Consider the following 24,661-nt stretch of genomic DNA (forward strand, 5'->3'; position numbering starts at 1 on the left):
GTAACAGGATTGGATTTATATGTTTTTTTGGCGTATCTTTGGAAACTGGAGGATAGTTCGATGGAAACAATAAAAGTTTTGTTGGCTGACGATAACCGCGATTTTATTGAAGTATTAAAGGAATATATAAGCAATCAAAAGGACATGGTGCTTTCGGGTGTAGCTTATAACGGAAACGACGCACTGGATATGATCAAAAAAGAGGAACCTGATGTCGTGGTCCTGGATATAATTATGCCTCATCTTGACGGATTAGGCGTCATGGAAAAACTAATAAACACGATCAAAAGGCCCAAAGTGATCATTTTAACTTCTTTTGGCCAGGAAAATATGACACAGCGGGCAGTTCAGCTGGGGGCTGACTATTACATATTGAAACCGTTTGATTTGGAAACGTTAGGGAAAAGAATACGGCAGCTGGTCGGGGTTTATGAAGCCGCTCCTTCGTTTAACAATATTTCAAATGCGATGTTATCTTCGAATATGAGCAGTGTTATCCAGGTTAACGCCAAGAATTCCAAGATGATTGAAGTTGAAGTTACCAAGATGATCCAGCAGATGGGAGTACCCGCGCATGTTAAGGGCTATCAGTATCTGAGAGACGCTATTGTCTCCGTGATCAAAGATGTTTCTCTGCTTGGTGCTGTGACCAAAGAATTGTATCCCATGATCGCCAAAAATTATGGGACGACTCCCAGCAGAGTGGAAAGGGCAATCCGCCATGCGATTGAACTAGCCTGGGACAGAGGAAATATTGATTTCATGAACAAATTTTTTGGCTATACGATTAATGTTGACCGCGGGAAACCGACAAATTCCGAATTTATCGCTATGGTCGCAGATAAATTGAGAATTGCTGATAATTGATTGCCTGCTGAGCTCAGCACCTCAGAATTTTATTTCGAATAAATTCTGAGGTGTTTTAAATTGTTCAACTATATACGTATTGAATGGCGGTCTAGGTTTTGCCAAGGTATTGGATGATCTGATCCTTGTCTTCCCTAGAAGCATGATAAATTGGCTGAAGCTGACCTTTGGAGATACCGGCCCATCGTAAATAGATAATTTGTTCATATTGTTTTTCAAATACCGGATCAAAATATTTTAGATTTAAAATAATATAATGCTGATTGACCTGTCCGGTATCCATTCCCTGGGTCTGAATATCGACGGTGACAACTAAATCCACAGTGGAATCAGGAGAAACATAATTGGCGAGGGAGATCTGATCAACCTGGAGCGGTTCGGCATTTAAATCAATGTCTGCAAAGATGGCCTGACAATGGAGTGAAGCTGCCGGATGCGCACCGACGTTGGTGAAATGAAAACTGAATGTCAGATCTTTTTTATTGAGGATCTCCACAGAAGGAGATTGCGTAAAGGTAAGGTAGGGTCTGACTGCTTCCCGTTCTTCCTTCCAGGCTGTCAGGGAAATATAGACGGTAATCATGGAGGTAACAGCAAAGATAAAGGTTGTTATCGTTACCAGCAGCTGATAGGTGTTATGATGAGATTCAGTCGACATATTTACGCCCCCCAGACCAAACAGATCTATTCTATCTTAGTATGGAGGAAGACAATAATATGCCGGAAGCCGGTACAAAAAACCATCATGAAGAGTGCAATCCACAGATTTTATGGAATACAGGAGGTTTAGCATGGACAAAATCGGCCTGACAGAAAAATGTATTGCCGAACAGACCGTATATTCCGGAAAGTTCATCAGTGTCCATCAGGATACCGTTGAACTACCGAATGGAAAAACGTCTATTCGGGAAATTGTAAGGCATCCGGGTGCTGTAGCCATCGTGCCTGAACACGAAGGCAAGATCTTGATGGTTCGCCAGTACCGCTATGCGCTGGCCAAAGAAACGCTGGAAATTCCAGCCGGTAAAATGGATCCGGGTGAAGATCCGGAAACCTGCGCCTTAAGAGAATTAAGAGAGGAAACAGGTTATGAAGGAGAACTGAACTATCTTGGCTCCTTTTATACATCACCGGGTTTTACCGATGAAATTATCCATATCTACCGGGCACAGCATCTGAGCTGGTCTCCTCTGGACTGTGATGAGGATGAGTTTCTGAATGTCGTAGCTGTTCCGAGGGAACAGGCCCTGCAAATGGCAGGGAGTAGCGGGTTCTTTGATGCCAAAACTGCTATTGGTCTGCTTCTGGCTCTATAAAGAAAAAAATTTCCTCAGTGTTTTACACGGATTTTAGGGTCACTGTACATCATTCTTTAAATGAGTAGGCATATTTGGGTCTGGTCTGCAGACCTAACTCTGGAGTAACCATTTGTGTAACTAATTTGAGAATGTTGTACGAGTTGACATAGTCTTCTGCCTTCCTGAATATGATTTTCTTGAGGACAAGTCTTCGGGGAGGTAGAACGATGAAGAAAATGCTGTACGATCATATCAAGCAGTACTGGGTTATCTATCTGACGCTCTGCTGCGTATTTCTGGCAGGAGGTGTTTTCGGAGCAGTTGGGGTCGGTTCATTGGGCATAGAAAAAGCGAAAGAACTAACCGGTTTTTTCAACAGCCTGCTCGGAGAACAACCAACCGCCATCGACACGTCATTCCTTCAGCAGCTGGCCAGGGATAACTTTATTATGATGGCAGGGATATGGGTCCTCGGCTTGACGGTGATTGGAGCTCCGCTGGTGTACCTGATCGTCTTTACGAGAGGATTTATCTTCGGTTTTACCGTTGTGTTTATTATTCAGCTGAAAAAAATGATGGGCTTGGGCTTGGTCCTGTTTACGGTTCTTTTTCCATCTTTTCTGGCGGTTCCGTGTCTTCTGCTCGGAGCCGGTCTAGCGACTGTTTTTTCGTTTCTTCTGCTGCAGGGCAGGATGCGGGGCGATTTTCTGAAGAATAACTTTCTCCACTACTGTGGCATGGCGTTATTGATCTCCATCGCGGCTTTAGCCACCGGGGTGATACAGGGATATTTCACCATACTGGGAGCCCGCCTTTTTGGTTTATAGACAGGGTACGAGCCTTATTTTTTAAATTAAATGTGAACGATAATCCCTAAAGAAAAGGATAATTCCTCCTTGCGTAGAAATGAACTGCGGGGAGGATATTTTATGTCTAAAAATAGCAAATTAAGGGATGATCTGTTAGAAGATTATCTGTACCATCTGCGTGTTGAAAGAGGGCTTTCCGTAAATACCTGTTCCAATTACAGCAGGGACCTCTATAAATTTGTGCTTTTTGTTCAGGAAAATGGCAGGACAGTTTTGCAGTGCAGTACCTCAGACCTGATCACTTTCATTCTGGACGAAAAGAAGCAGGGAAAATCTGCAAGAACACTGGCCAGGTATACGGCAGCTTTAAGGGGATTTTACGGGTATCTGCTTCAGGAAGACAAAAGAAATGACGATCCAACGGTTTTTCTGGCGGCCCCTAAACTCGAACAAAAGCTCCCCCACGTCTTGTCGGAAATCAATCTGACCAGGGCAATTGACCAGAACGATAGTCAAAATGATCTCAGCAGCAGAGACCGGGCGATTGTCGAGGTGCTCTATGGAAGCGGGCTCAGGGTCTCAGAGCTGATTGGACTCAGCCTGAACGATATTTCCTATCATTTAGGATATATTCGCTGCCGGGGCAAAGGGAATAAAGAAAGAATCGTACCTTTGGGTGAGCCCGGTATCCTTATCTTAAAGGCATACATTGATTCCACAAGGCAAATGCTGCTCGCCCGCAACCCGAAACCAACAGCAGAAGCCAGGAATATCCTTTTTCTTAATTCACGCGGCAAACCGCTGACGCGGCAGGGTGTCTGGCTAATCCTGAAAAAATGGGCAGCGGAAAACAACCTGGGATCAAGTGTCTATCCGCATCTGTTGAGACATAGTTTTGCAACGCATTTGCTTGATAATGGCGCTGATTTGCGTTCGGTTCAAGAAATGCTCGGACATGCCGATATATCAACCACTCAGATCTATACGCATTTAACAAGAAAACGCCTGCTGGATGTTTTCCGCAAATCACATCCGCGGGCTAAAAAAGGAGGAAATACAGATGGTTCGGGCGATACTGATCGTAATGGATAGTGTTGGCATCGGAGCAATGCCGGATGCAGCCCAATATGGCGATGAAGGAAGCAATACACTTGCGAATATATCCAAGCAGGCAGGCGGATTGAGAATCCCGAATCTTGAGCGTATGGGTCTTGGAAACGCACGCGAAATTCCTTTTGTTTCTCCCCAAAGCAATCCTGCCGCAAATTACGGGTTCATGGCTGAAAGATCAAAAGGCAAGGATACCATCACCGGCCATTGGGAAATGACCGGTATCATTCTGGATCAGGCCTTTCCAACTTTTCCGACCGGCTTTCCAGATGATTTTATCAGAAGGTTTGAAGAACGAATCGGCCGGCTGACTTTAGGCAATGAGGTGGTATCCGGCACGGAAATTATGCAGCGCCTCGGGGCAGAACATGTCAGGACAGGAAAACCAATCGTTTATACCTCGGCCGATTCAGTATTCCAGATTGCAGCGCATGAAGAGGTCATCCCGCTAAGCGAACTGATGGAAATATGCAGAATTGCCCGGGAAATGCTGCAGGGTGAATTACGGGTTGCCCGCGTTATTGCGCGTCCTTTTCTCGGTGAAGCAGGCAATTATCAAAGAACGACCAACAGGCATGATTTTGCAGTTGACCCTCCTGCCAGAACACTGCTGGACAGGATTGCTGAAGCCGGGCAGAAGGTGTTAGCAGTCGGCAAAATCAACGATATCTTTAATGGCAAAGGAGTCAGTGAGCATGTCAGCTCCCGCGGAAATGACGATGGAATCAGCAAGACCATTGAATATCTGCGGCGGGACGACCCCGGCTTGATTTTTACAAACCTTGTTGATTTTGATATGGTTTATGGACACCGCAATAATGTCAGGGGTTATGCCGAAGCCCTTGAGGCCTTTGATGCCAGAATCCCGGAAATTACCGGCATTCTCAGGCAGGATGATATCCTGTTTATTACGGCCGACCATGGCTGTGATCCGACGACAGCAAGCACAGATCATTCCCGGGAATACGTTCCGCTGCTTGTATACGGGCCGAAGCTGAAGCAGGGAGTGAATCTTGGACAGAGAGCCTGCTTTGCAGATCTTGGAGCGACCATTGCCGAATATTTGGGGGTACAGCCGCTTGAAAACGGAACCAGTTTTTATACGGAATTAAAAGGAGAGAAGCAGCATGATTAATGAACAAGTCATGACGACATGGCTGAATGACGCCCAAAATTTTCTGCTCAAGAAAATCCCATATATTCCTGAACTAGGAATAATTCTGGGCTCAGGTCTTGGCAAGCTGGCCGAACTTGTGGAAGATGCGGTCGTTATTCCGTACAGTGAGATCCCGCATTTTCCTGTGTCTACCGTTACAGGGCATTCCGGCAGGCTGATTGTCGGAACACTGGGGGATAGAAATGTCATGGTTCTCCAGGGACGTTTCCATTATTACGAAGGTTATGAGATGCATGAAGTGACTTTCCCGGTCCGTCTGATGCAAACGATCGGGATGAAAGGTTTGGTCGTGACCAATGCCGCCGGCGGCATCCATCCGGATTACCGCCCCGGTGATCTGATCGTGATCAAAGACCATATCAATCTGACTGGAAGCAATCCGCTGCGCGGAGCGAATCTCAGCAATCTTGGACCGCGTTTTCCGGATCTCAGTGAAGCCTATGACGGCAAATGGAGAGGGCTGGCGCTCTCCCTGATGACGGAGTACGGCTTGAATCCCCGGCAGGGAGTCTATGCGGCGCTCAGCGGGCCGAGCTATGAGACGCCTTCAGAGATTCGTTATTTAAGAACGATTGGAGCCGATCTTGTTGGGATGTCCACCGTACCGGAAGTCATTGTTGCGAATCATGGCGGGATGAAAGTGCTCGGCATTTCATGTGTGACCAACATGGCCGCCGGGATCTTGGAGCAAAAGCTTGACCATCAGGAGGTTCTGGCGACGGCGGATCGAATTGAGGAGACGTTTCTGCGGTACATGAGGCAGCTAATCGCGTTGCTGGACTAACGATGTCCAGTCCGATTTGCGTGTTATTCCTTACGAATTGAGCAAGTCTTTTTATCATTTTGATTTGGTATCGGTCTGCCTGCTGAAAGGCAACTTTGGGGCTGGTCTGCGTGCCACAGCACCGCTCTTCGGCAGTTGCGCCCTCCATGGCGCAAATTGCCGCGCTACGCAATCCTTGCTCCGCTTTTCGCGGAGCCGTGGCACGCAGACTGGTCTGAGGGTTTTATTTCAGCGCAGATAATCGCAGATGATTGTTGATCCAATGATAACCCCATTTCTTTAGCTGGAAGCCTCATCTATTAACTGTGAGCCTTGTTCATCTGTGGATGTAGGGCTGTCGCTTTCGTATTGAAATGCTTGCAACAATGCCATGGTAAAACGCTTCTTACATCATGACATGCAGAATAGACTTGGACTTATAATTAGTCAGGGTGCCACAGCTCCGCGAAAAGCGGAGCACGGACAGCGCAGCGCGGCTGTTAGCGCCAGGAGGGCGCTATCTGCCGAAAAGCGAAGCTGTGGCACCCTGACCAACCCAAGCAAAACTATTGTTAATAGAAAGTGGCGGATAAATATGATGAGAATGGTTGAGCTGATTGAAAAGAAGAAGAGCGGCTATCCGCTGACGCGGGAGGAGATCAGGTTTATCGTTCAGGGTTATGTTCAGGGAATCATACCGGACTACCAGGTCTCGGCCTGGGCGATGGCGGTCTATTTTAAGGGGATGACGGTCCAGGAGACATCGGAGCTGACCATGGCGATGGCGGAGAGCGGAGACCAGCTTGAACTGTCCCTTCCGGGGAAAGTATTTGTCGATAAGCATAGTTCCGGAGGTGTCGGGGACAAGACTACGCTGGTTGTTGCTCCGCTGGTGGCGGCCTGCGGCGTTCCGGTTGCCAAGATGTCCGGTAGAGGACTCGGACACACCGGGGGAACCATCGACAAGCTTTCCGCTATTCCCGGATTCCGGGTCGAGTTAGGGGAGCGGGAATTCCTGCAGCAGGTCGGCAGGATCGGCTTAGCGGTTATCGCTCAGACCGGAAGGATGGTTCCAGCAGATAAAAAACTCTATGCCTTACGGGATGTTACGGCAACCATCGATTCGATTCCGATGATCGCTTCTTCGATCATGAGCAAAAAAATTGCTGCGGGCGCCCACGGAATTGTGCTGGATGTAAAATACGGCTCGGGTGCCTTTATGGCGACTTTGGAAGAAGCTGAAACACTGGCGGAAATCATGGCCGGGATCGGTAAAAATCTGGGCAGAGATATGGTGGCGGTACTGAGCAGTATGGATCAGCCGCTCGGGAGGGCCGTCGGCAATGGTATTGAAGTTCTCGAGGCGATTGAGTGTCTGCAGGGGAACGGACCTGATGATTTAATGGAAGTGTGTTTGGAACTGGCAAGCTGGATGCTTGTACTCGGGAAGAAAGCCGCTACAATCACGGAAGCTGCAGAGATACTGAAAGATACACTGCAGAGCGGCAGGGCCTGGGAGAAGTTTTTGGCGTTTATTCAAGCCCAGGGAGGCGATACGGCCGTGCTGCATGCCAAAAACCTGCCCCTGGCTTCAGAAAAAATCATTTATAAAGCCGAAAGAGCAGGTTATATTCAGCATATTGATGCCCGGAAGATTGGACTTCTGGCCATGGTTCTTGGAGCCGGCCGGGAAAACAAAGACAGTGAAATTGACCTTGGAGCAGGCGTTTATCTGTTGAAAAAGGCCGGTGACGCAGTGCAAGCCGGTGAGCCATTATGCATGCTGTATACTTCTTCTGCCGAAAAAAGTTCGCTTGGATTAGTAAAGGCTGCAGAGGCGATTACAATTGGCGAAGAAAGGCCACTGCTTAAACCGACGGTTTCGACAGTGATCCGCTAAAAAGACCGTTATATTTTATATTCGGACATCTGGGCGATGAACTTATTGCCGAAAATCTCAAACTGCTCTAATACCGGAATAAATTCCTGGCCGATCTTACTAAGAGAACCAATAATCAAAAAAATGTCTTTGCACAATTGCTTAAGAACCCGAAAGTTGAAATTTCCGGAATGGTTGGAGACAAATGGATCCGTCTCGTCGGGGAAGTTGCCGTTGATCCGCGCCCTGAAGCACGTGAAGCGATGTTCGAAACCAATCCGAGTTTAAGAAATATGTACAAGTGCGATGACGGCCTTTGTGAGGTTCTGTACTTTACGCAAGCCACAGCAGCGATTTATTCCTTTACCGCAGACCCGCTGGAGATCACGTTCTGAGAAATCCAATATCACCTAAAAACTAATATGACTTAAACGAAACAAGACTTAGACGAAATAAAGACTTGAACTGCAAAAGGTTCAGGTCTTTTTGTGTCTTCAGGCAATTTTTAGATGCTCATCTCATAGACTATTCTTAAATACAGCTATTTAACGGTTCTTTACATACCTGTTGATCAAACATTTGTAAACATTACGCTCATGCGTGGGGTCTAACCCGATACTGACGCTGACTGGAGTGAAACCGATGAAAGAAGCCAAGACGATCTATGCGTTTTCCGGCAGTCTGGATACAAGTATGCGGTATGCTGTCTATGCCAGTTCTGACCGTTTTCTGAAGCATAAGCATGCTTGGAAAGCAGCCCATTGTCTTAAGTACTTTGGCTGCAGGGTCTACCTGGTTGCTCCGGATCTAAAAACATTTGAAGGGAGCAGGGTTTATCCGGATTTAAGCGCACTTCAGGGCAGAGTTGATGTTGTGGTTCCGTGCCTTAGGGCGGAGCTGATTCAGGACATTGTCAGGAAAACTGTGGAATGCGAGGCCAAAGCAATCTGGTTTCAGGAACAGAATTGGACGCCTGAACTTGACGCAGCGTGTGTGGAGAATGAAATCGAAGTGGTTCGCGGTTGCGTTTTGAAACATAAAATCTATCCAAGACCATTTGCGTATCTGAATCCTTGTTATTGGCACGGCTGGAAGGTTAGTAAAGTACCGGGAAAGTATCAGAGGAGTTAATTCAATCTGAGGAGTTAATCCAATCTGAAGAATATTGGAAACATAACATGATTTAATTTTATAAGGGCATACTAAAACAACAAACACAATTTAGCTTGGGAGGTTTTAGTATGCCTAAATTTTGTTTACGGATGCTGACAGTGGTTCTGGCCGCGGCATGTTTGCTCGGATGGATTGCGGCGCCGGTAAAGGCTGCAAATATTGAGACATCTGCTGAAAGTGCCATTCTTATGGATGCGGCAACGGGCAAAATTCTTTATGAAAAGAATGCTCACAAGGAACTGCCTCCGGCAAGCGTTACGAAGCTGATGACAATGCTGCTGGCAGCAGAAGCTGTCGAAGAGGGCAAAGTCAAACTGACCGACACGGTGACGGCGAGTGAGAATGCCGCTTCTCTCGGCGGATCGCAAATATATCTTGAACCAGGAGAGAAGTTCACCCTGAAAGAACTTTTGATCTCGATCGCAGTAGGGTCGGCAAATGATGCCTGCGTGGCTGTTGCGGAACATATCTTCGGAACCCATGAGGAATTCGTGGATTCGATGAACAGAAAGGCCAAGGAATTAGGACTTAAGAATACCCATTTTGCCAATGCATACGGACTGCCGGCTGAAGGGCATTACACGAGTGCCTATGATTTGGCGATTTTAGGCAGGGAAGCACTCAAATACCAGCTGGTATCACAGCTGACATCCATGAAGGAATATGAACTGCGCAACGGGGATTTTAAATTGTGGAACACCAATAAACTTTTATGGTGGTATGAGGGAACCGATGGATTTAAGACCGGCTGGACGCAGGAAGCAAAATACTGCTTGGCCTCAACCGTAAAAAGAGATGGCCTGAGACTGATCTGTGTTGTCATGGGAGTCCCGCAGGTCAGAGGCCATTTTCAGGAGTCTATGAAGATGTACAATTATGGTTTTGCCAATTATGTTTATAAAGAATTTGCCCCTGCCGGTTCCAAGCAGGGAGAAGTCATTGTTCATAAAGGGAAGCTGCAAACAGTTGACCTTGTCAGTCAGGAAGCTGTCGGCTTGTGTGTTGAAAAAGGGAAGGAGAAAGAATGCCGGATTGAAACCAGGTATTTTGCAAACCCGGTATCCGCACCAATTGCCAAGGGACAGCAGCTCGGAGAGATGATCATTTATTGCGGTCAGAAAGAAGCAGACAGCATAAAGCTTGTAGCTGGAGAAGCAGTTGGAAAAGCAGGACTGCTGGAGATGTTCAAGCGTACGGTCCGGCAGTCCTACAGTATGACCCCGCCGATCTATGCCAACTAGTAGCGCGATTCCAAAGTAACGTTGCTTCCATTATCTTCAGACTAATCCGAGCAAAGCCACTTTATCTTTGTTGTTAACGGGATTTACAAAGCGATCTACTCGTAAGGACTGTCGTTCAGAATCTGCTTTAAATGGAGTAAGGCCGCGCGTTCGATCCTGGAAATCTGGACTTGGGAGAGGTTCATGACTTTAGCAATTTCATTTTGCGTTCTGTCCTCAAAGAATCGCTGATACAGAACCTCTTTTTCCCTTCCGGGCAGTTTATCGAGAACTTCCTGCAGGGCAATTTTTTCAAACCATCCCGGATCGGTATCCTTCTCCAGCGGAATTTGATCAATAACATAAATAGGATCAGAATCGTCCTGATAAAGCGTATCATGTATCGACGACGGGCTTTGCACTGCTTCGATGGCGAGTATGATATCTTCGCTCGGGGTGCCGATATCTTCGGCAATCTCGTTCAGCGTGGGTTCTCTATTTAATTCCGAGGAAAGCTTTTCCCGGGAACGGTTGATTTTGTAAACCAGCTCTTTATAAGAACGTGGGACTTTAATAGGATGGTCATCTCTCAAAAATCTTCGGATTTCTCCAATGATCATCGGTACGGCGTACGTGGAAAATTTAACACCGTACGAGAAATCAAATTTATCGATGGCTTTGATGAGACCAATGGTGCCAATCTGAAAGAGATCCTCCAGATCATATCCCCTGTGGGAAAAACGCTGGATCATATTAAAAATGAGCTTCAGATTACAATTGACCAAACGCTCCCGGGCATCGATGTCGCCATTTTGGGCTTTGTGTAAAAGCTCCATCAATTCTTGGTCGGAGAGCAGGGGAAAACGGGGCAGGTTCATATCTGAAAGTCGTTGAATCATCTTCACACCCCCTCTTAATGAGAGGACGGACGGTTGTGGCTTAAGTATTTCACCATCAATACTTTGGTTCCTTTGTTAACTTCAGATTCAACCCGCAGTTCATCCATGAAGGACTGCATAAAGATAAAACCAAGTCCCATTCTGTCAGGGTCCGTAGAATAAGAAGCTTGCATGGCCTGATTCACATCGGGGATACCGCAGCCGTTATCGGTTACTTGTATGGAAATTTTCGTTTCATCTGCCTCCAGCTCTAACGTGACAAACTGATCAGGTGCATTGCTGTAACCATGGATAATTGCGTTGGAAACGGCTTCAGAGACAGCGACCTTCAGTTCTTCAAGCTCGCTTAAGGCCAAATCCATTTGGGCTCCAAGCGAAGAGGCCAACATGCGGGCGATTGTTACATTCTGCGGCAGACTCGAGAATGTCAGGATTATTTTATTGACTTCCATTGATTATTCTCCTTTCAACTCTAAATTCATTTATACGGCAGGTTCTTTTGGTAAAAATTCTATAATTTTGGGAAGCCCCGACAGTTCCATGATCCGGTAAATATGCGGCGGAGCATTGGCAATTTTAAGTTTTCCTTCGAGAGGAAGCAGTTTTTTATATCGTCCCAAAATAACCCCTAGACCGGAACTGTCAATGAAATGGAGATCATCCAGATGCAGGATCACCGTCCTGACTCCTTTTTTCTCTATATCCAGATCAATCACGCTTTTTAGCTCACTGGCATTCTTCATATCTAGTTCGCCCTCAAGATATAAATGCAGGGTTTGTCGTTCAATTCTTTTATTCATTGATGCCACGCTCCTATATTACAAGTCGTTAAATCTATCTTCGACATCACCCAAATATTTCCTTCGTGCTTGGTTCTGAAATTATTGACTGATTCTGGTATAAAGTTGATAAACAAATAAAACAATTGACAATACCTGAATTTCTTAGCGAAAAATCGGGAATTATTAATCAAAAAAAGGGGTGAAAATCATTGTCGGAATCAAAACTCCGTCCTCCATCCGTTGCGGTGACCCAGGAGGAATATAAACAATTAACAGAAAAGTTTTCGCCAAAACCAACGGTTTTGAAAAATGTACTGTCAGCATTTGTTGTTGGCGGAATCATCTGCAGCTTTGGTCAGATGATTGTCAATTTTTACATGAATTACCTCGGGCTGGCTAAGACAGCTGCTCAGACAGCCGGAACAGCAACGCTGATAATAATAGGGGCTATTTTGACCGGTCTCGGTGTTTATGACACGATTGTCAAATACGGGGGAGCCGGAGGGATCATTCCCGTGACCGGTTTTGCGAATTCGATGGTTTCACCGGCACTTGAATATAAGAGAGAAGGCTATGTGTTCGGTGTAGGCGGGAAGCTCTTTACGATTGCCGGACCAGTTTTGGTTTATGGGATTACAAGTTCAATCATTGTCGGCTTGATCTATTTATGGATCAGATAATTACCGAAAGGAGAAAAACATTTTGAATTTCAAAAGAGTAGGCAACCAGACGGTTGTATTTGGTCAGCCGCCGGTTATTCTGGCCGGGTATAACGTTGTCGGACCTAAGGAAGGACAGGGGCCGCTAAAAGATACTTTTGACATGGTCTTAAAAGACAGTTATGCGCATGAAAAGACATGGGAGAAAACGGAGATGAAAATGCTGGAGACTTCCATGACGAAAGCTGCAGCCAAAGCAAATGTCCTGTTGGATTCTGTGGATTATAACCTGGCGGGGGATCTGCTGAACCAGATTATTTCGTCGAACTATGCTGCCAGACAAATCGGTCTTCCGTTTATCGGCCTCTATGGCGCCTGCTCGACGATGGCGCTTTCCACGGCCCTTGGTGCAATGCTGATCGACGGTGGGTTCGCGTCTAAAGTACTTTGCAGTGCATCCAGTCATCATGAGACGGCAGAGAGACAATACCGTTTTCCAAATGAGCAGGGCAACCAGAGAGCAATGTATGCCCAGTGGACGGTAACCGGAGCAGGCAGCATCCTTCTGGCTGATCAAGGAGAAGGCCCTAAAATCACAAGTGCAACGATTGGCCGGGTCTTAGACTACGGTGAGACCGATACCAATAATATGGGTGCGGCCATGGCGCCTGCTGTTGCCGACACCATCCTGAATCATTTTCAGGACCTCAGCCGTCAGCCGGATTACTATGACATGATTATTACCGGAGATCTTGGGATGGTAGGTCTTCAACTTTTGCTTGAGGTTTTGAAACGAAGCGGCCTGCAGCTGTCCAATAACTTCGCGGATTGCGGGGTGATGATTTACAGCAGCAAACAGGATACGCATGCCGGCGGGAGCGGGTGCGGCTGTTCCGCGGTCGTGCTGACAGGGCATCTCCTGAATAAATTGAAAAGTCGTGAACTGCAAAAAATCTTATTTGTCGGAAGCGGAAGCCTTCATAGTTCTGTATCATCTCAACAGGGTGAATCCATGCCGGCCATTGGTCATGCCGTGTCGATTGAAATGAGTTAAGGGAGGTCTTTTGATGCTGAATAACATTCTACCTGCTTTTCTGGTTGGCGGACTTCTGTGCGTCGGCGGACAGCTGCTGATGGACCTGACGAAAGCCAAAATCACGCCGGCACATGTGCTGGTCGGGTACGTGACCGGCGGAGTTATTCTTGGCGGACTAGGGCTTTATGAACCTCTGGTCAAAATCGGAGGTGCCGGTGCAACCGTGCCGCTTTCCGGTTTTGGATATACGCTGGTCAAAGGTGCGATCGAAGGAGCACAAAGCGGTGGCATACTTGGGGTTCTGGCCGGCGGTGTTCAGACCGGTGCAACAGGAATTGCCGTTGCGGTTTTGTTCGGCTATCTGACAGCAATTGTATTTAATCCGAAAGGTTGATGATATGAGCTCAACAGCAGAAACGACAATGAGCATTTCCAAAAACTATCAGGAAAACGTCACTTATTTGAATCAAAAACTCGGCGTACCTGAAAGCTTTGACATTGTACTTCGGGAAATGAACATCGGCGGCAAAAAGATTGCAATCTATTCCGTCAATGGAATGATCAGCAGACCTGCCAGCAATATGATTCTGGAAGTGCTTTCGAAGATCGAACGTGTGGAACTCGCCGTGAATGCGGTAGACAAGCTTGTAAAGTCCAAAATAGTTGACCTGCAGGTTTCGGAAGTCGAAGCCATGGATGAAGTCATCTACTTTCTGTTATCCGGAACAATGGCGATACTGATTGAGGGAAGAACGCAGGCTATCATTGTAGATCTAAGGACTTATCCGGGCCGCATGCCACAGGAACCGGATATTGAGCGAGTAACAAGGGGTTCACGCGATGGGTTCACGGAGACACTGGTTTTTAATACAATTTTAATCCGCCGCCGGCTGCGTGATCCAGGCCTGCGGATGAAGCTCGTGAAAGCAGGCAGCCGCTCCAAGACGGATGTTTGCATTGCTTATATTGAAGATATAACGAATCCCAAAATGGTGGAGTATATTGAAAAAGAAATTAAAAATATAAAAATTGACGGTATACCCATGGCGGAAAAAACGGTTGAAGAGTTCATCCTCGGCAGTAAATTCTGGAATCCGTTTCCAAGAGTCAGGTACACAGAAAGGCCTGATGTAGCAGCAATACATCTGCTTGAAGGCAATGTTATTGTGATGGTCGACACTTCTCCAAGTATTATTATCGCACCTTGTACGTTCTGGCATCATGTCCAGCATGCGGAAGAATACCGCCAAGAACCGGTTGTGGGTATGTATTTGCGGTGGGTCAGGTTTATCGCGATATTTCTGTCCGTATTTCTTACCCCGCTTTGGCTCGCTGCAGCTTTGAATCCTCAGCTGCTTCCCGAAGGACTTCAGTTTATTGGAGTGCAAAAACCGGCTAGAATTCCTTTGTTGTTTCAGGTGCTAATGGGAGAATTGTCAATCGATATGCTGAGGATGGCGGCGATTCATACCCCTTCGCCTCTGGCTACAGCCCTGGGTTTAATCGCGGTGTTCATGATGGGTGATGTGGCTATACAGGTTGGGCTGTTTACACCGGAGGTTGTGATGTATACCGCCATTGCGGCAGTCGGGACATTTGCGACACCAAGTTATGAACTGGCTCAGGCGAACAGGCTTGTCCGCCTATTCCTTGTCCTGGCTGCCGGGCTGTTTAATTTCTGGGGATTTGGAGCAGGCGTCTTGCTTGTTTTATTTGTTCTGCTGCGGACCAATTCCTTTGGTGTACCGTATCTCTGGCCGTTAATTCCAATGGATATCAAGGCGCTGTCCACAATCCTGATACGTAATCCGGTCCCGATTAACAACCTTAGACCGAGCATCTTCAAACCGAAGGACCGAATCAGGCAGCCTAAGGATAAACAAACGAAGGAAAAACAGCCTAAAGAAAGAACAAATCCCTAGACGGATGGTCACGAAAGACAAGGCTCGGCGACGGCCACGGATGGCCTAGTGCCGCGATGCCATGGACGGCAAAGAGCGGCGACGGCCACGGATGGCAAAGAGCGGCCCGGCCGTACAAACACCAAGTCCAGGGAAACAAGAAGTAAAATGGCGATTAGGATCTTATTCAGATTATTTGCAGAGACAGTCACCTGTTGGGCGGCAGGCACCGGATAGCCGTTTTGATAAGAACCTGGAAGAATAGAAGAGGGGAGAACAGGACTTCGCAGAACCGGTCCCGGCAGGAGTGTACCAGGCAGATTTGCAGCCGGTAGAACGGTACCAGGTAAAAATGCCGTCGGAAGTACGGCCCTTGGCTGTCCTGTCTGTCCTGTGCGGGAATACGGGTATGAAACTGTCCGGGGATTACCGTAATTCTCTCTGGCCATAGAAAAATAACGCGGATCGTTTGCAGCTGGGACCAAAGACATATGGTTGGTAAACAACATATTGCTCATGTTGATCTCCTAAATTTATTCGTACCGGATACCTGATTTGGAGGCATTAAAACTCAACAAAAATATGATATGATTAGTTATGATTAAGAAAGAATATAAAAAGTTAATAATGCTAAGGTATTATACGAAATAAAATACCATTGTGCTACATAAATGGCAATATATGGGGGGTAATTAATTGTGATCATAGGTTTTGGTTTTGGAAGTCCGCTGATGGCGCTTTTGATGCTGGTCGTCACCGCGTCACTGTCTTATTTTTTCTTTAAAGCGATCAGAGGCCGGCGGAACGGTGACTGGACTGGTGGGGGGGACAGTGATATCTCAGAACTCAGGCGGAGAAAACGTACCTATTATTATGAACAAAGACAGAGAGCCAGGGAATTGATGGACGAATATGATCTGACCGATCAGGAGATAGAGGAGAGAATTAACCGTGAGTTAGACGGGAATTAGACGGGGAAAAGTAATATAGTACGAAGCCCTAATGATCAGGGCTTGCCTGTGCCTGTCTACGTACTGCAATGAAAGGCGATTTATATGAAAACAGATTACCACTAATGCTTTCAATCCGGGATTGCTTACAGTTACTGATTTGAGAGTTAATTTATTATTATAGATGCTTTTTAGAAATATGGCCTGCCGTCAAGGAGATGCCAGATTCAAAAGCATCTTTTTTGTATTATTGAGTAAGATTTGGGTTAAAGATAGAAAATTTTTATAAACAAACCAAATGATTATAAAAAACATGGAAGTTGGTCACGCACCATGTTATATTAGAAATAAATTTCCAGTTATAACCTTGGGTTATTTAACCAATTATTAATAAGGAAGCAGGTTAAAGAAACAGAGATGGAAATCAGAAACAACGCGGCTTGCTTACAAGATACTTTGAATAATATACCTGACCATGTCAATGAAATATCAGTATGGAAGGGTTTTATGCAATAAAGGATTAAACAGGAGGATCGTATGGAGTACAGAGAATTAAAAACCGATAATTTAGCCGAGGCTTCAAGCCTTATATGGATTGTTTTTTCACAATATGTCGCGCCTGGCTATTCTCAGGAGGGGATTGATACATTTAGAAAATTCATACAGCCGAAAGAACTTAAAATATTACTGGAAGGCGGAAGATTTTTTATATCAGGCTGTTTTGACGGCGAAGAACTTGTAGGTGTCATAGCGATGAGGGACCATAGTCATATCAGCCTGCTTTTTGTTAATAAAGCATATCACGGCAGGGGAATTGCCAAAGCCCTTTTTTCAGAAGCTTTAAAGAAGTGTGTTCAGAAAAAATCAGAGATTGGCGAGATAAGTGTAAATTCGTCGCCATATGCAGTTGAAATATATAAAAAACTTGGGTTTGAAGTAACAGGACAACAAACTACGAAGGATGGAATAACATTTGTACCCATGAAGATGATGGTGTCCTTGTGATTGTTAATAATCTGACAAGGGGAGCAAAGCCGTATGGATTGATCGAAAATGTCGTTACGCACGAGGGTTATCGCAATAAAGGGTACGGTACAAGGTTGCTGAAAGAAGCACTGGAAATCGGGCAGGGAGAAGGCTGCTATAAAGTGATGCTGAAGAGGTTTTTTAAAGTAATAATAATTGCCGGTCTACTATGGTTTCTGTCACATACTATTTTGATCACGATTGATGGATTAGCCGATAACCTGGGTCAGTGTGATGTTGGGATCGTTTTAGGAAATAAGGTTGAATTGGATGGAACTCCGTCACAAAGATTGCAGGGTAGATTAGATAAAGCCGCAGAACTCTATAAAGACAAATACTTTCAATATATCATTGTCAGTGGAGGCACAGGTAAGGAAGGGTTTGACGAAGCCAAAGTAATGAAAAATTACTTGGTAAAAGCAGGAATACCTGAAAATGTGATCATTGAAGACAGCCATGGTGTTGATACATTTATGACCGCTAAGAATTCTAAGGTTATTATGAATCGGAATAATTTTCAAAGTGCAATGGTTATTACCCAGTACTACCATATAACCCGAACAACATTAGCAATGCACAAGGTTGGTATTAATAAGGTTTATTCTGCTCATGCAAGAACCTTTGAACTACGTGATTTATACTCCTTAACAAGAGAATTTATTGGCTATTATATGTATCTTCTAATAAAGTAGGATATTTTTCTTTAGGCAAGATAAAAAACATCGCCGTCTAACAGTGTGCTGTTGTTTTAAGAAATAAAGCTGCCAATCGGGGGACAATCCCACCGACCGACAGCTTTCTTAAGAGCGCTCATGGGGCGGGAGCTTTAGGAGTTGCCGGAACTTCGGGAGCAGCGGGAACAGCTTTCTCAATTCGCTTTAACTTCTTCGACATTTTTGATATAAACTGGTTGGTATGAATTAAATAAAGCTTGAAAGCATTCGGGTCCGCTGCGGCCATTTCGCTCATAGCGATAAACAGTTCGTCGAATCCTTTGGCTATCAGAACGAAGCGGGCGTCTGCCTGGGTCATGGACAGGTTGAGCTTTAAGATCTTACTTTCAAGTTCTATCTCGGTGATGCGCTTGGCCGTCGCATTTTCATTTTCAAGTACGTCAAGCTTCCGCTGCAGCTTCAAAACATTTCCCTGCTCGGCCCATACGGCTTGCAGGTTATCCGTGGCTTCTTTTTTCGCCTGGCCAAGCTCATTGGATAATTTGGAGATGGTGCTCTTTTGGGCGTCACGGTCTTTCTGCAGCGCTTCTTTCTCAGCGAGGGCCTGTTTCCTGTCATTGACCGCCTGCTGCAGCTCGCGGACGGCCATGTTCTCAAGATCAAATTGGGTAATGAATTCCTCACGTTCCTCTGCCGGGATCCCCAGGAGGAGGAACGCCTGGGTATAGCCCAGCTTAGCAAACGGCTCTATTTTCTCGCTGACGCCGGGGGCGGTGGTGCCCGAGTCGGCGGTGCCGGACAGATCGGGCCCGTACGCTTCAGCTATGCGCATGAGTTTATAGGCCGTGCTCTCCGAATACTCCACGGCATTCTCCAACCATGCGACAAATTCGCCATAAGGGATCTTTTCCTTGGCCTCCATAAGACGACGTCCAATTTCCACGGCGCTGACGAGCAGGATTTTTTTTGTTTGCTCTTTGATTGCCACTATTTCACCAGCGATAATATCCGGTGTTCTTACACTTATATCTGTGATATGGTTTACCTTCATGATTAACGGTCCTCCCCGGTTATTCCCTTTCCCCGTATGATATGTTGACAAGCCTTTTGATGTGAATCTTCCATACGGCAAAATCTCTGAATTTGAAGAATTTGTATGCGCGTACAAATTCTTCGGTTATTGAAGTAAAATAATAATTAACGGCGGCCTTGTGGCCGCCGTTAATTTGGCTGATTTTTAAAAGACTACATGATGCAGCCCATGGGAAGAATAATCATATAACCAGGCAGGAAAGCAAAATGTTTTATCAAAATTTGGAATCTAAGCAATGTTGAAGGAGTATTTCATGTTTAACGCAGACTTTCTGACACTGATTTTGATTGCAATATTTGCGCTGCCCATACTCATAGGGGCTTTTACGGAATTTTCCCGTAAAAAAATCCAATTATCCTTACGGTCATTGGGCGATGGCTTAGCGTTTATATTGGTGCTTTTTCTTGCGATTTATCTGACCCGGGGGATTTTCTTCCAGCATAATTACGGCATATTTACCCGGATCTATCATGAGATTCCCGATCAGATCCGGGTACTGCTGGCCGGTAAGGATGTACTGATATACATGGTCGCCGTCCCGCTGATCGCTTCGCTGCTCAGCGGTCTGATCGGATTTATTACCCGTCCGGTTTATAATGCTGTATTAAGTCCTCTGGCTAATGGTTTGTATAAGCTGTTAATTCTCGCCGGCAGCGGGTTGAGACGTATAATTGGGGCTTTGGTCCAGCTACCCCGGGCTGCCGTAATGGTCTTTATTTCCGTGCTGCTACTGAATTTCTATGCCTATTATTTTCCTTCCCAGCCTTTGACCCGGATGATGAATGATTCGGGCGGTTATCAGTTTATCTACAAAAATGCCGTTTCTCCCGTCCTGAACTCCAATCTTGCACAAAAGATACCGGTGCTGGTCAATGACTATTTCAGGCAAAATGCGGTTTCCGACCCCACGAAGAGTAAGGGGTGGGTAATTACCTATTTTAATGGGGTAACCCTGGATGAAGCCGTTCAATCAGATCCGCAAATCGACGCCGTCGCACGCCGGGTGGCAGGTGATGCGCAGAACAACCGTCAAAAAGCCTATTTCATCTACCAATGGATCACCCGGAATATAACCTATGATGAGCAGAAAGCCGCTCAGCTCAGTAAAGATTTAAGCGGAATGAATTCGGGTTCGGTCATGGCATTCAATACCCGCAGAGGTGTCTGTTTCGATTACGCGTGTCTCTATGTCTCCATGTGCCGGGCGGTCGACCTGAAGGTCCGACTGGTTACCGGTCTGGGATACAGCGGATCAAGCTGGGGCGATCATGCCTGGAATCAGGTTTATCTACCGGAAGAGGACAGGTGGGCTAATGTTGACGCTACTTTCGGAACGGTAAACAATTATTTTGACAAACCGGATTTCAGTGTTGACCATCGGGATGCGGAAGTGCAAGGGGAGTGGTAACTACGTGTGAAGTGTGTGAGTGCTGCCTCAAACCCCGTTCTCGCCGGAACGCAACCGGTTATACTGACCGGAATCAAAAGGATGTTGAGTAACTGTAGGCATTATACCAACGACAACTGAATTAACAGGCCGGAAAGTAACAATCAGTCAATCATCAGATGATTTCTGAATTCAGGAGTCATCTTTTTTACATTATTAAAGACCATATTTGTAAAATGATTACAACAAATTTTGGATTTTACAGAGAAAGCGCAGTAAGTAATTATTGACGAATGGGGATATTTATTCTACAGAAAGTGTTGCAAAAGTTGCCTTAGCTTGTCTATTAAATAAAGTGAATAAAAAACACAATTCTAATACATTATTTTTTGAGTTTATTTACGGTTCTTTAGGAGGATACAATAGTGAAACGTCCCAAAATCAAGGTTTTGATTGCAGATGGGCAGACACTTTTTGCTGAACGGATGGCCTCGCTATTATTGCAGGAATCAGATATTGAAGTTGTGGGTATCGCACTAAATACAGCGGATTGTCTTAAAATAGCAAAAAAAGCTTATCCGGATGTTGTGTTGTTGGATATCAATTTGTCAGATGTTTGCAGTGTCGACATAATGGACGGGATTAATAAAGAATTTCCTGACACAAAGATTATTATCCTTACCGGACAAAGCCCAGAGGAATTTATAGAAGTATCTTTTGTTCAAGGGTTAGCAGGATTTCTCTTAAAAGACTGTACAAAAAACGAAATAGTTACAGCCATCAGAAAAGCAATTAAGGGAGAGGTGTATCAATCCCAAAACCTTTCGGTTTATTTAAAACCAATTGCTGCACATTTACGGAGTAGAATGAATGATCCCGATCCATTTTTGTTTCATGATGCTTCTTTAAATGTGAAGGATTGGCAAGAAGTTCTGACAGAGAGGGAATCTGAAATCCTCGTTCTAATTACAAAAGGTTTAAGAAATAAGGAAATTGCCGCAAGTTTGGGAATTTCTAAACGTACGGTGGAGTATCATGTTAGCAACATTTTGGAAATGCTTGGAGTTAAATCTCGGTTGGAAGCAGTATTGAATTATAAAGAAATAAGGCGTGGAATAATGTAATATTCGGCAATCTGAAATAGAGTTTTGTTAAGGATTACCTGTAGTAAATACGGTTTACATTATGTGGAAATTATTACAAAATGTAAATTGTAATAACATTAATCTCAAATCAAAATGCAAGCCAATTAAAGTGAAAAAAAGACCTGTTTAGAAATTAACTCTGAAATTATGAGATTAATGTTACTTCCCAAAGGTTTATGTCACAAAGGGAGGTGGACAGGCTATGGCCCATATAAGATCTCCGTCTACGTTAAAAGGATCTCTCATCAGATACTATAAAAAGAGGATGAAAGGATTGGTGTTCACATGAAAACAAAAAGTAGAAAAAAATTAACCGTATTACTTGCTTTATCTCTGTGTTTATCCCTTGCACTTCCTGTTGCATCATATGCAGAATCGACTCTTGTAAATGCGAGTAGATCAGGATCAAGTTATTTCATTACTGCTTGGACGGATTATGCAACAAAGTCCTATTTAGGATCTACGGAAAGACTGGATTATGGATTTAATACTTTCTTGATTAATGAAGATGTTGCGTATTCTTATAGTGATGGAAGCATACATTGCGCTAGAATTAAAAACGGAAGTGGGACTCATAATGGACCCATGGTAGTTGCAAGAGAAGACTCGAATCTTGAAGTACAACATTCCGGAACCACAGTGAATTATTATAGTATTGCACAATAAGCTTAATATTTGAATAATACATGGGGCTGTATCACAACTTAGCCCCAAGCGAAAGACGTCAATTTAAAAAAATGGCGTCTTTTCTTTTTGGGGTAGTGCAGACTCGCACAGTCCACCGCTCCCCCGTTCTCGCAGCTAAAAACAGAAACCCTCGCTAACATGCCAAAACCCCGCTGTTTACTGCAAGTTAACCGTTGGCATGTTTTAACGCTGCGGATTTCTGTTTTTTAACGCTGCTGCCACTAACGTCCGCTTGTGAATCTGTGCAAGTCTGCAATATTTGAAGAAATCAGCAGATATAGGGAGATATTTTGACGTGAATGTGGTATAATGTCTATGGATATAAATATTGCCATATTTGGAGGTATTTGAATGTCTAAGAAAGGGCAGAAAGTACATACCAAGAAAGTATTTAAACCTTATGTGCAGGAACAACAAACACTGCCGTTAAGCATCGACAGCCTGATTCCTCAAAACCATGTCGTCCGAGTTGTGAATCGTGCTATCGATCGCATGAATCTCGAACCCTTGTTTGCCAAATATCCTGGAGGCGGCCGTTCCAGCTTTCACCCTGTCATGATGACCAAGTTATTGGTTTATGCGTATACGGACAGGGTTTTTTCATGCCGCCGGATAGCAAAAGCGGCCCGTGAAAATATTATGTATATGTGGCTGTGCGGCGGCAATCAGCCGGATTTCATGTCAGTTAACCGCTTCCGGAGTGAACGGATGAAAGAGGTTATTCTAGAAGTATTTGCTGAAGTTATTGAACTCTTAGTCAAAGAAAAATACATCAAGCTGGAAAATTATTTTTTAGACGGGACAAAAATTGAGGCCAATGCCAATAAATACAGTTGGGTATGGGGCAAATCCACGAAGCGCTATAAAGAAGCGTTAAGGGAGAAATGCCGGGAATTATTTAAAGAAATCGATCAGATCAATGAAGAAGAAAATGCGGAATACGGCGACAGTGATTTAGAAGAGCTAGGCAATGGCAAGCCCATTGACTCAGAGGCTATTGAAGAAGCCGTAAGGAAAATTGACGAGAGACTGGCTAAGAAATCGGAAGAAGAGACAGTAGATGCTGAAACCAAAAAGTTAAAGAAAACAAGAAACACCCTTACGAAAGATTATCTGCCAAGAATGCAGAAATATGAACAGCAAGAACTGATCCTGGAAGAAAGAAACAGTTACTCCAAGACAGATCACGATGCCACCTTTATGCGAATGAAAGAAGACCATATGAAAAACGGTCAGTTAAAGCCAGGTTACAATGTCCAGATCGGGACGGAGAACCAGTTTGTGGTCGGTTACAGTGTTCATCAGAGACCGGGCGATACCAGCTGTATGAAGGATCACCTGGAAGAATTAAAAACGCTCCTGCATGGGGAATTACCAAAGAATATTATTGCCGATGCCGGCTATGGCAGCGAAGAAAATTACGACTATCTGCAGGAGAAAAAGCTTGTGTCTTATGTCAAATATAATACCTTCCACAAAGAAGCCAGTAAGAAATGGAAAGAAGACATAACGAAACCACAGAACTTCACCTATGACCATGAAAATGATGAATATATCTGCGGTTATGGGAGAACACTCATTTTCTTATACGAGCGGCACCAAAAAAGTGACAATGGCTATAGGAGTTTGATCCGAATCTATGAATGCCTGAATTGTTCCGGGTGTCCTCATCGGAACCAGTGCGTGAAGTCATCCGATCCATACGCTAACAGAAGAATATATGTCAATCGCAAACTGAATGCCTATAAAGAACAGGCCCGCAGGAATTTGTGTTCAGAAGAAGGTTTGCGCATGAGGAGCTTGAGGCCGGTCGAGGTTGAAAGCGTCTTTGGAGACATTAAAGGGAATCACGGTATGCGAAGATTCCTGTTAAAAGGGCTAGAAAAGGTTAAAATTGAGTGGGGATTACATTGCATCGCTCATAATATGAGAAAAATGGCGTTGATCACTGGATAGGAAACTAAATTTTAAAAAAATTCACCATAAAAAGTGAGGGGGCGCAACCGAAACCTAAAGTTTCGTTACGCCCCCATGTACTTTCGATATAATATAAGTGAGTTTAAAGGTTTGGTTACGATATGACGATATGGAGGCATTCTTTAGCCCCGTATTTGCCACAATTAATA

General features: G+C 44.9%; 27 protein-coding genes. 21 read left to right on the forward strand and 6 right to left on the reverse strand.

Going from position 1 to position 24,661, the window contains the following annotated elements; genetic code table 11:
- The first annotated feature begins 60 nt into the window (after nt 1-60).
- Nucleotides 61-867, forward strand: a complete 807-nt coding sequence (gene spo0A / locus DHBDCA_RS02310; protein WP_015042542.1) for a sporulation transcription factor Spo0A — start codon at nt 61-63, stop codon at nt 865-867.
- A 91-nt stretch (nt 868-958) separates the two neighbouring features.
- Here spo0A and DHBDCA_RS02315 read toward each other — a convergent pair whose 3' ends face one another.
- Nucleotides 959-1,525: a hypothetical protein gene (locus tag DHBDCA_RS02315; protein WP_015042543.1), complete on the reverse strand. Its 567-nt coding sequence runs from the start codon at nt 1,523-1,525 to the stop codon at nt 959-961.
- A 133-nt stretch (nt 1,526-1,658) separates the two neighbouring features.
- Between DHBDCA_RS02315 and DHBDCA_RS02320 the strand changes: the two genes are divergently transcribed.
- The 9 genes from DHBDCA_RS02320 (at nt 1,659) to DHBDCA_RS02360 (ending at nt 10,317) form a co-directional block, all read left to right on the forward strand.
- Complete coding sequence (locus tag DHBDCA_RS02320; protein ID WP_015042544.1) at nt 1,659-2,183, forward strand: NUDIX domain-containing protein; 525 nt, start codon at nt 1,659-1,661, stop codon at nt 2,181-2,183.
- A 209-nt stretch (nt 2,184-2,392) separates the two neighbouring features.
- The gene (locus DHBDCA_RS02325) at nt 2,393-2,992 is read left to right on the forward strand and encodes a stage II sporulation protein M (protein WP_015042545.1); all 600 of its coding nucleotides are present in this window, start codon (nt 2,393-2,395) and stop codon (nt 2,990-2,992) included.
- 102 nt (nt 2,993-3,094) lie between these two features.
- Nucleotides 3,095-4,066, forward strand: coding sequence for a site-specific tyrosine recombinase XerD (gene xerD, locus DHBDCA_RS02330; protein WP_015042546.1), 972 nt, complete (start codon nt 3,095-3,097; stop codon nt 4,064-4,066).
- Nucleotides 4,035-5,219, forward strand: a complete 1,185-nt coding sequence (locus DHBDCA_RS02335) for a phosphopentomutase (RefSeq protein WP_015042547.1) — start codon at nt 4,035-4,037, stop codon at nt 5,217-5,219. The genes xerD and DHBDCA_RS02335 overlap by 32 nt, the downstream gene beginning before the upstream one ends.
- Nucleotides 5,212-6,045 carry a purine-nucleoside phosphorylase gene (locus DHBDCA_RS02340; protein WP_015042548.1) on the forward strand — a complete coding sequence of 278 codons (834 nt, stop codon included), beginning with the start codon at nt 5,212-5,214 and terminating at the stop codon, nt 6,043-6,045. Before DHBDCA_RS02335 ends, DHBDCA_RS02340 begins: the two co-directional genes overlap by 8 nt.
- Nucleotides 6,046-6,622: 577 nt before the next feature.
- Nucleotides 6,623-7,924 carry a pyrimidine-nucleoside phosphorylase gene (locus DHBDCA_RS02345; protein WP_021315567.1) on the forward strand — a complete coding sequence of 434 codons (1,302 nt, stop codon included), beginning with the start codon at nt 6,623-6,625 and terminating at the stop codon, nt 7,922-7,924.
- Between the two features lie 137 nt (nt 7,925-8,061).
- On the forward strand, nt 8,062-8,298 hold the full coding sequence (locus tag DHBDCA_RS02350) for a NimC/NimA family protein (protein WP_015042551.1): 237 nt from the start codon (nt 8,062-8,064) through the stop codon (nt 8,296-8,298).
- Between the two features lie 247 nt (nt 8,299-8,545).
- Nucleotides 8,546-9,034, forward strand: coding sequence for a CoA-binding protein (locus tag DHBDCA_RS02355; RefSeq protein ID WP_015042552.1), 489 nt, complete (start codon nt 8,546-8,548; stop codon nt 9,032-9,034).
- A gap of 110 nt (nt 9,035-9,144) precedes the next feature.
- A complete protein-coding gene (locus DHBDCA_RS02360; RefSeq protein ID WP_015042553.1) occupies nt 9,145-10,317 on the forward strand; it encodes a D-alanyl-D-alanine carboxypeptidase family protein in 1,173 nt (390 codons plus the stop codon).
- Nucleotides 10,318-10,412: 95 nt separating this feature from the next.
- Here the strand turns inward: DHBDCA_RS02360 and sigF are convergent, their stop codons facing one another.
- Genes sigF through DHBDCA_RS02375 form a run of 3 tightly spaced genes read right to left on the reverse strand, consistent with a single transcriptional unit; the run spans nt 10,413 to nt 11,995 of the window.
- Nucleotides 10,413-11,195, reverse strand: a complete 783-nt coding sequence (gene sigF / locus DHBDCA_RS02365) for an RNA polymerase sporulation sigma factor SigF (protein WP_015042554.1) — start codon at nt 11,193-11,195, stop codon at nt 10,413-10,415.
- Nucleotides 11,196-11,209: 14 nt separating this feature from the next.
- Entirely contained in the window at nt 11,210-11,647 is a 438-nt protein-coding gene (gene spoIIAB, locus DHBDCA_RS02370; protein ID WP_015042555.1) for an anti-sigma F factor, read from the reverse strand.
- A 30-nt stretch (nt 11,648-11,677) separates the two neighbouring features.
- Nucleotides 11,678-11,995, reverse strand: a complete 318-nt coding sequence (locus tag DHBDCA_RS02375) for an STAS domain-containing protein (RefSeq protein ID WP_015042556.1) — start codon at nt 11,993-11,995, stop codon at nt 11,678-11,680.
- Nucleotides 11,996-12,186: 191 nt separating this feature from the next.
- Here DHBDCA_RS02375 and spoVAC point away from each other — a divergent pair, with 191 nt between their 5' ends.
- The 4 genes from spoVAC to DHBDCA_RS02395 are packed head-to-tail and all read left to right on the forward strand — an operon-like array spanning nt 12,187 to nt 15,594.
- Entirely contained in the window at nt 12,187-12,657 is a 471-nt protein-coding gene (gene spoVAC, locus DHBDCA_RS02380) for a stage V sporulation protein AC (RefSeq protein WP_015042557.1), read from the forward strand.
- Between the two features lie 22 nt (nt 12,658-12,679).
- Complete coding sequence (gene spoVAD / locus DHBDCA_RS02385) at nt 12,680-13,690, forward strand: stage V sporulation protein AD (RefSeq protein ID WP_015042558.1); 1,011 nt, start codon at nt 12,680-12,682, stop codon at nt 13,688-13,690.
- Between the two features lie 13 nt (nt 13,691-13,703).
- Nucleotides 13,704-14,066, forward strand: coding sequence for a stage V sporulation protein AE (spoVAE, locus tag DHBDCA_RS02390; protein WP_015042559.1), 363 nt, complete (start codon nt 13,704-13,706; stop codon nt 14,064-14,066).
- A 4-nt stretch (nt 14,067-14,070) separates the two neighbouring features.
- Complete coding sequence (locus tag DHBDCA_RS02395) at nt 14,071-15,594, forward strand: spore germination protein (protein ID WP_015042560.1); 1,524 nt, start codon at nt 14,071-14,073, stop codon at nt 15,592-15,594.
- 8 nt (nt 15,595-15,602) lie between these two features.
- Here DHBDCA_RS02395 and DHBDCA_RS02400 read toward each other — a convergent pair whose 3' ends face one another.
- Complete coding sequence (locus tag DHBDCA_RS02400) at nt 15,603-16,091, reverse strand: hypothetical protein (protein ID WP_015042561.1); 489 nt, start codon at nt 16,089-16,091, stop codon at nt 15,603-15,605.
- Nucleotides 16,092-16,271: 180 nt separating this feature from the next.
- Here DHBDCA_RS02400 and DHBDCA_RS02405 point away from each other — a divergent pair, with 180 nt between their 5' ends.
- The 3 genes from DHBDCA_RS02405 (at nt 16,272) to DHBDCA_RS02415 (ending at nt 18,241) form a co-directional block, all read left to right on the forward strand.
- Nucleotides 16,272-16,544 carry a hypothetical protein gene (locus DHBDCA_RS02405; RefSeq protein ID WP_015042562.1) on the forward strand — a complete coding sequence of 91 codons (273 nt, stop codon included), beginning with the start codon at nt 16,272-16,274 and terminating at the stop codon, nt 16,542-16,544.
- A gap of 516 nt (nt 16,545-17,060) precedes the next feature.
- Nucleotides 17,061-17,528: a GNAT family N-acetyltransferase gene (locus DHBDCA_RS02410; RefSeq protein ID WP_015042563.1), complete on the forward strand. Its 468-nt coding sequence runs from the start codon at nt 17,061-17,063 to the stop codon at nt 17,526-17,528.
- Nucleotides 17,525-18,241 (forward strand): GNAT family N-acetyltransferase, encoded by a 717-nt coding sequence (locus DHBDCA_RS02415; protein WP_015042564.1) that lies wholly within the window; start codon nt 17,525-17,527, stop codon nt 18,239-18,241. The genes DHBDCA_RS02410 and DHBDCA_RS02415 overlap by 4 nt, the downstream gene beginning before the upstream one ends.
- 118 nt (nt 18,242-18,359) lie before the next feature.
- Here DHBDCA_RS02415 and DHBDCA_RS02420 read toward each other — a convergent pair whose 3' ends face one another.
- Nucleotides 18,360-19,274, reverse strand: coding sequence for a DUF3102 domain-containing protein (locus DHBDCA_RS02420; RefSeq protein WP_015042565.1), 915 nt, complete (start codon nt 19,272-19,274; stop codon nt 18,360-18,362).
- Between the two features lie 295 nt (nt 19,275-19,569).
- On the opposite strand from DHBDCA_RS02420, the gene DHBDCA_RS02425 reads away from it, so the two are divergent.
- The 4 genes from DHBDCA_RS02425 (at nt 19,570) to DHBDCA_RS02435 (ending at nt 24,491) form a co-directional block, all read left to right on the forward strand.
- Entirely contained in the window at nt 19,570-20,724 is a 1,155-nt protein-coding gene (locus DHBDCA_RS02425) for a transglutaminase-like domain-containing protein (RefSeq protein ID WP_015042566.1), read from the forward strand.
- A gap of 404 nt (nt 20,725-21,128) precedes the next feature.
- A complete protein-coding gene (locus DHBDCA_RS02430) occupies nt 21,129-21,827 on the forward strand; it encodes a LuxR C-terminal-related transcriptional regulator (protein WP_015042567.1) in 699 nt (232 codons plus the stop codon).
- A 306-nt stretch (nt 21,828-22,133) separates the two neighbouring features.
- Nucleotides 22,134-22,514 carry a mediterrocin family bacteriocin gene (locus DHBDCA_RS14810; RefSeq protein ID WP_081580498.1) on the forward strand — a complete coding sequence of 127 codons (381 nt, stop codon included), beginning with the start codon at nt 22,134-22,136 and terminating at the stop codon, nt 22,512-22,514.
- A gap of 372 nt (nt 22,515-22,886) precedes the next feature.
- Nucleotides 22,887-24,491 (forward strand): IS1182 family transposase, encoded by a 1,605-nt coding sequence (locus tag DHBDCA_RS02435; RefSeq protein ID WP_015042568.1) that lies wholly within the window; start codon nt 22,887-22,889, stop codon nt 24,489-24,491.
- The last annotated feature ends 170 nt before the right edge of the window (nt 24,492-24,661 follow it).

The organism is Dehalobacter sp. DCA, assembly GCF_000305775.1.
Taxonomy (GTDB): Bacteria; Bacillota; Desulfitobacteriia; order Desulfitobacteriales; family Syntrophobotulaceae; genus Dehalobacter; species Dehalobacter alkaniphilus.

Coding starts and splice junctions, on each gene's coding strand:
- spo0A (WP_015042542.1), top strand. CDS start 61: ATGGAAACAATAAAAGTTTTGTTGGCTGACGATAACCGCGATTTTATT.
- DHBDCA_RS02315 (WP_015042543.1), bottom strand. CDS start 1,525: ATGTCGACTGAATCTCATCATAACACCTATCAGCTGCTGGTAACGATA.
- DHBDCA_RS02320 (WP_015042544.1), top strand. CDS start 1,659: ATGGACAAAATCGGCCTGACAGAAAAATGTATTGCCGAACAGACCGTA.
- DHBDCA_RS02325 (WP_015042545.1), top strand. CDS start 2,393: ATGAAGAAAATGCTGTACGATCATATCAAGCAGTACTGGGTTATCTAT.
- xerD (WP_015042546.1), top strand. CDS start 3,095: ATGTCTAAAAATAGCAAATTAAGGGATGATCTGTTAGAAGATTATCTG.
- DHBDCA_RS02335 (WP_015042547.1), top strand. CDS start 4,035: ATGGTTCGGGCGATACTGATCGTAATGGATAGTGTTGGCATCGGAGCA.
- DHBDCA_RS02340 (WP_015042548.1), top strand. CDS start 5,212: ATGATTAATGAACAAGTCATGACGACATGGCTGAATGACGCCCAAAAT.
- DHBDCA_RS02345 (WP_021315567.1), top strand. CDS start 6,623: ATGAGAATGGTTGAGCTGATTGAAAAGAAGAAGAGCGGCTATCCGCTG.
- DHBDCA_RS02355 (WP_015042552.1), top strand. CDS start 8,546: ATGAAAGAAGCCAAGACGATCTATGCGTTTTCCGGCAGTCTGGATACA.
- DHBDCA_RS02360 (WP_015042553.1), top strand. CDS start 9,145: ATGCCTAAATTTTGTTTACGGATGCTGACAGTGGTTCTGGCCGCGGCA.
- sigF (WP_015042554.1), bottom strand. CDS start 11,195: ATGATTCAACGACTTTCAGATATGAACCTGCCCCGTTTTCCCCTGCTC.
- spoIIAB (WP_015042555.1), bottom strand. CDS start 11,647: ATGGAAGTCAATAAAATAATCCTGACATTCTCGAGTCTGCCGCAGAAT.
- DHBDCA_RS02375 (WP_015042556.1), bottom strand. CDS start 11,995: ATGAATAAAAGAATTGAACGACAAACCCTGCATTTATATCTTGAGGGC.
- spoVAE (WP_015042559.1), top strand. CDS start 13,704: ATGCTGAATAACATTCTACCTGCTTTTCTGGTTGGCGGACTTCTGTGC.
- DHBDCA_RS02395 (WP_015042560.1), top strand. CDS start 14,071: ATGAGCTCAACAGCAGAAACGACAATGAGCATTTCCAAAAACTATCAG.
- DHBDCA_RS02400 (WP_015042561.1), bottom strand. CDS start 16,091: ATGAGCAATATGTTGTTTACCAACCATATGTCTTTGGTCCCAGCTGCA.
- DHBDCA_RS02410 (WP_015042563.1), top strand. CDS start 17,061: ATGGAGTACAGAGAATTAAAAACCGATAATTTAGCCGAGGCTTCAAGC.
- DHBDCA_RS02420 (WP_015042565.1), bottom strand. CDS start 19,274: ATGAAGGTAAACCATATCACAGATATAAGTGTAAGAACACCGGATATT.
- DHBDCA_RS02425 (WP_015042566.1), top strand. CDS start 19,570: ATGTTTAACGCAGACTTTCTGACACTGATTTTGATTGCAATATTTGCG.
- DHBDCA_RS14810 (WP_081580498.1), top strand. CDS start 22,134: ATGAAAACAAAAAGTAGAAAAAAATTAACCGTATTACTTGCTTTATCT.
- DHBDCA_RS02435 (WP_015042568.1), top strand. CDS start 22,887: ATGTCTAAGAAAGGGCAGAAAGTACATACCAAGAAAGTATTTAAACCT.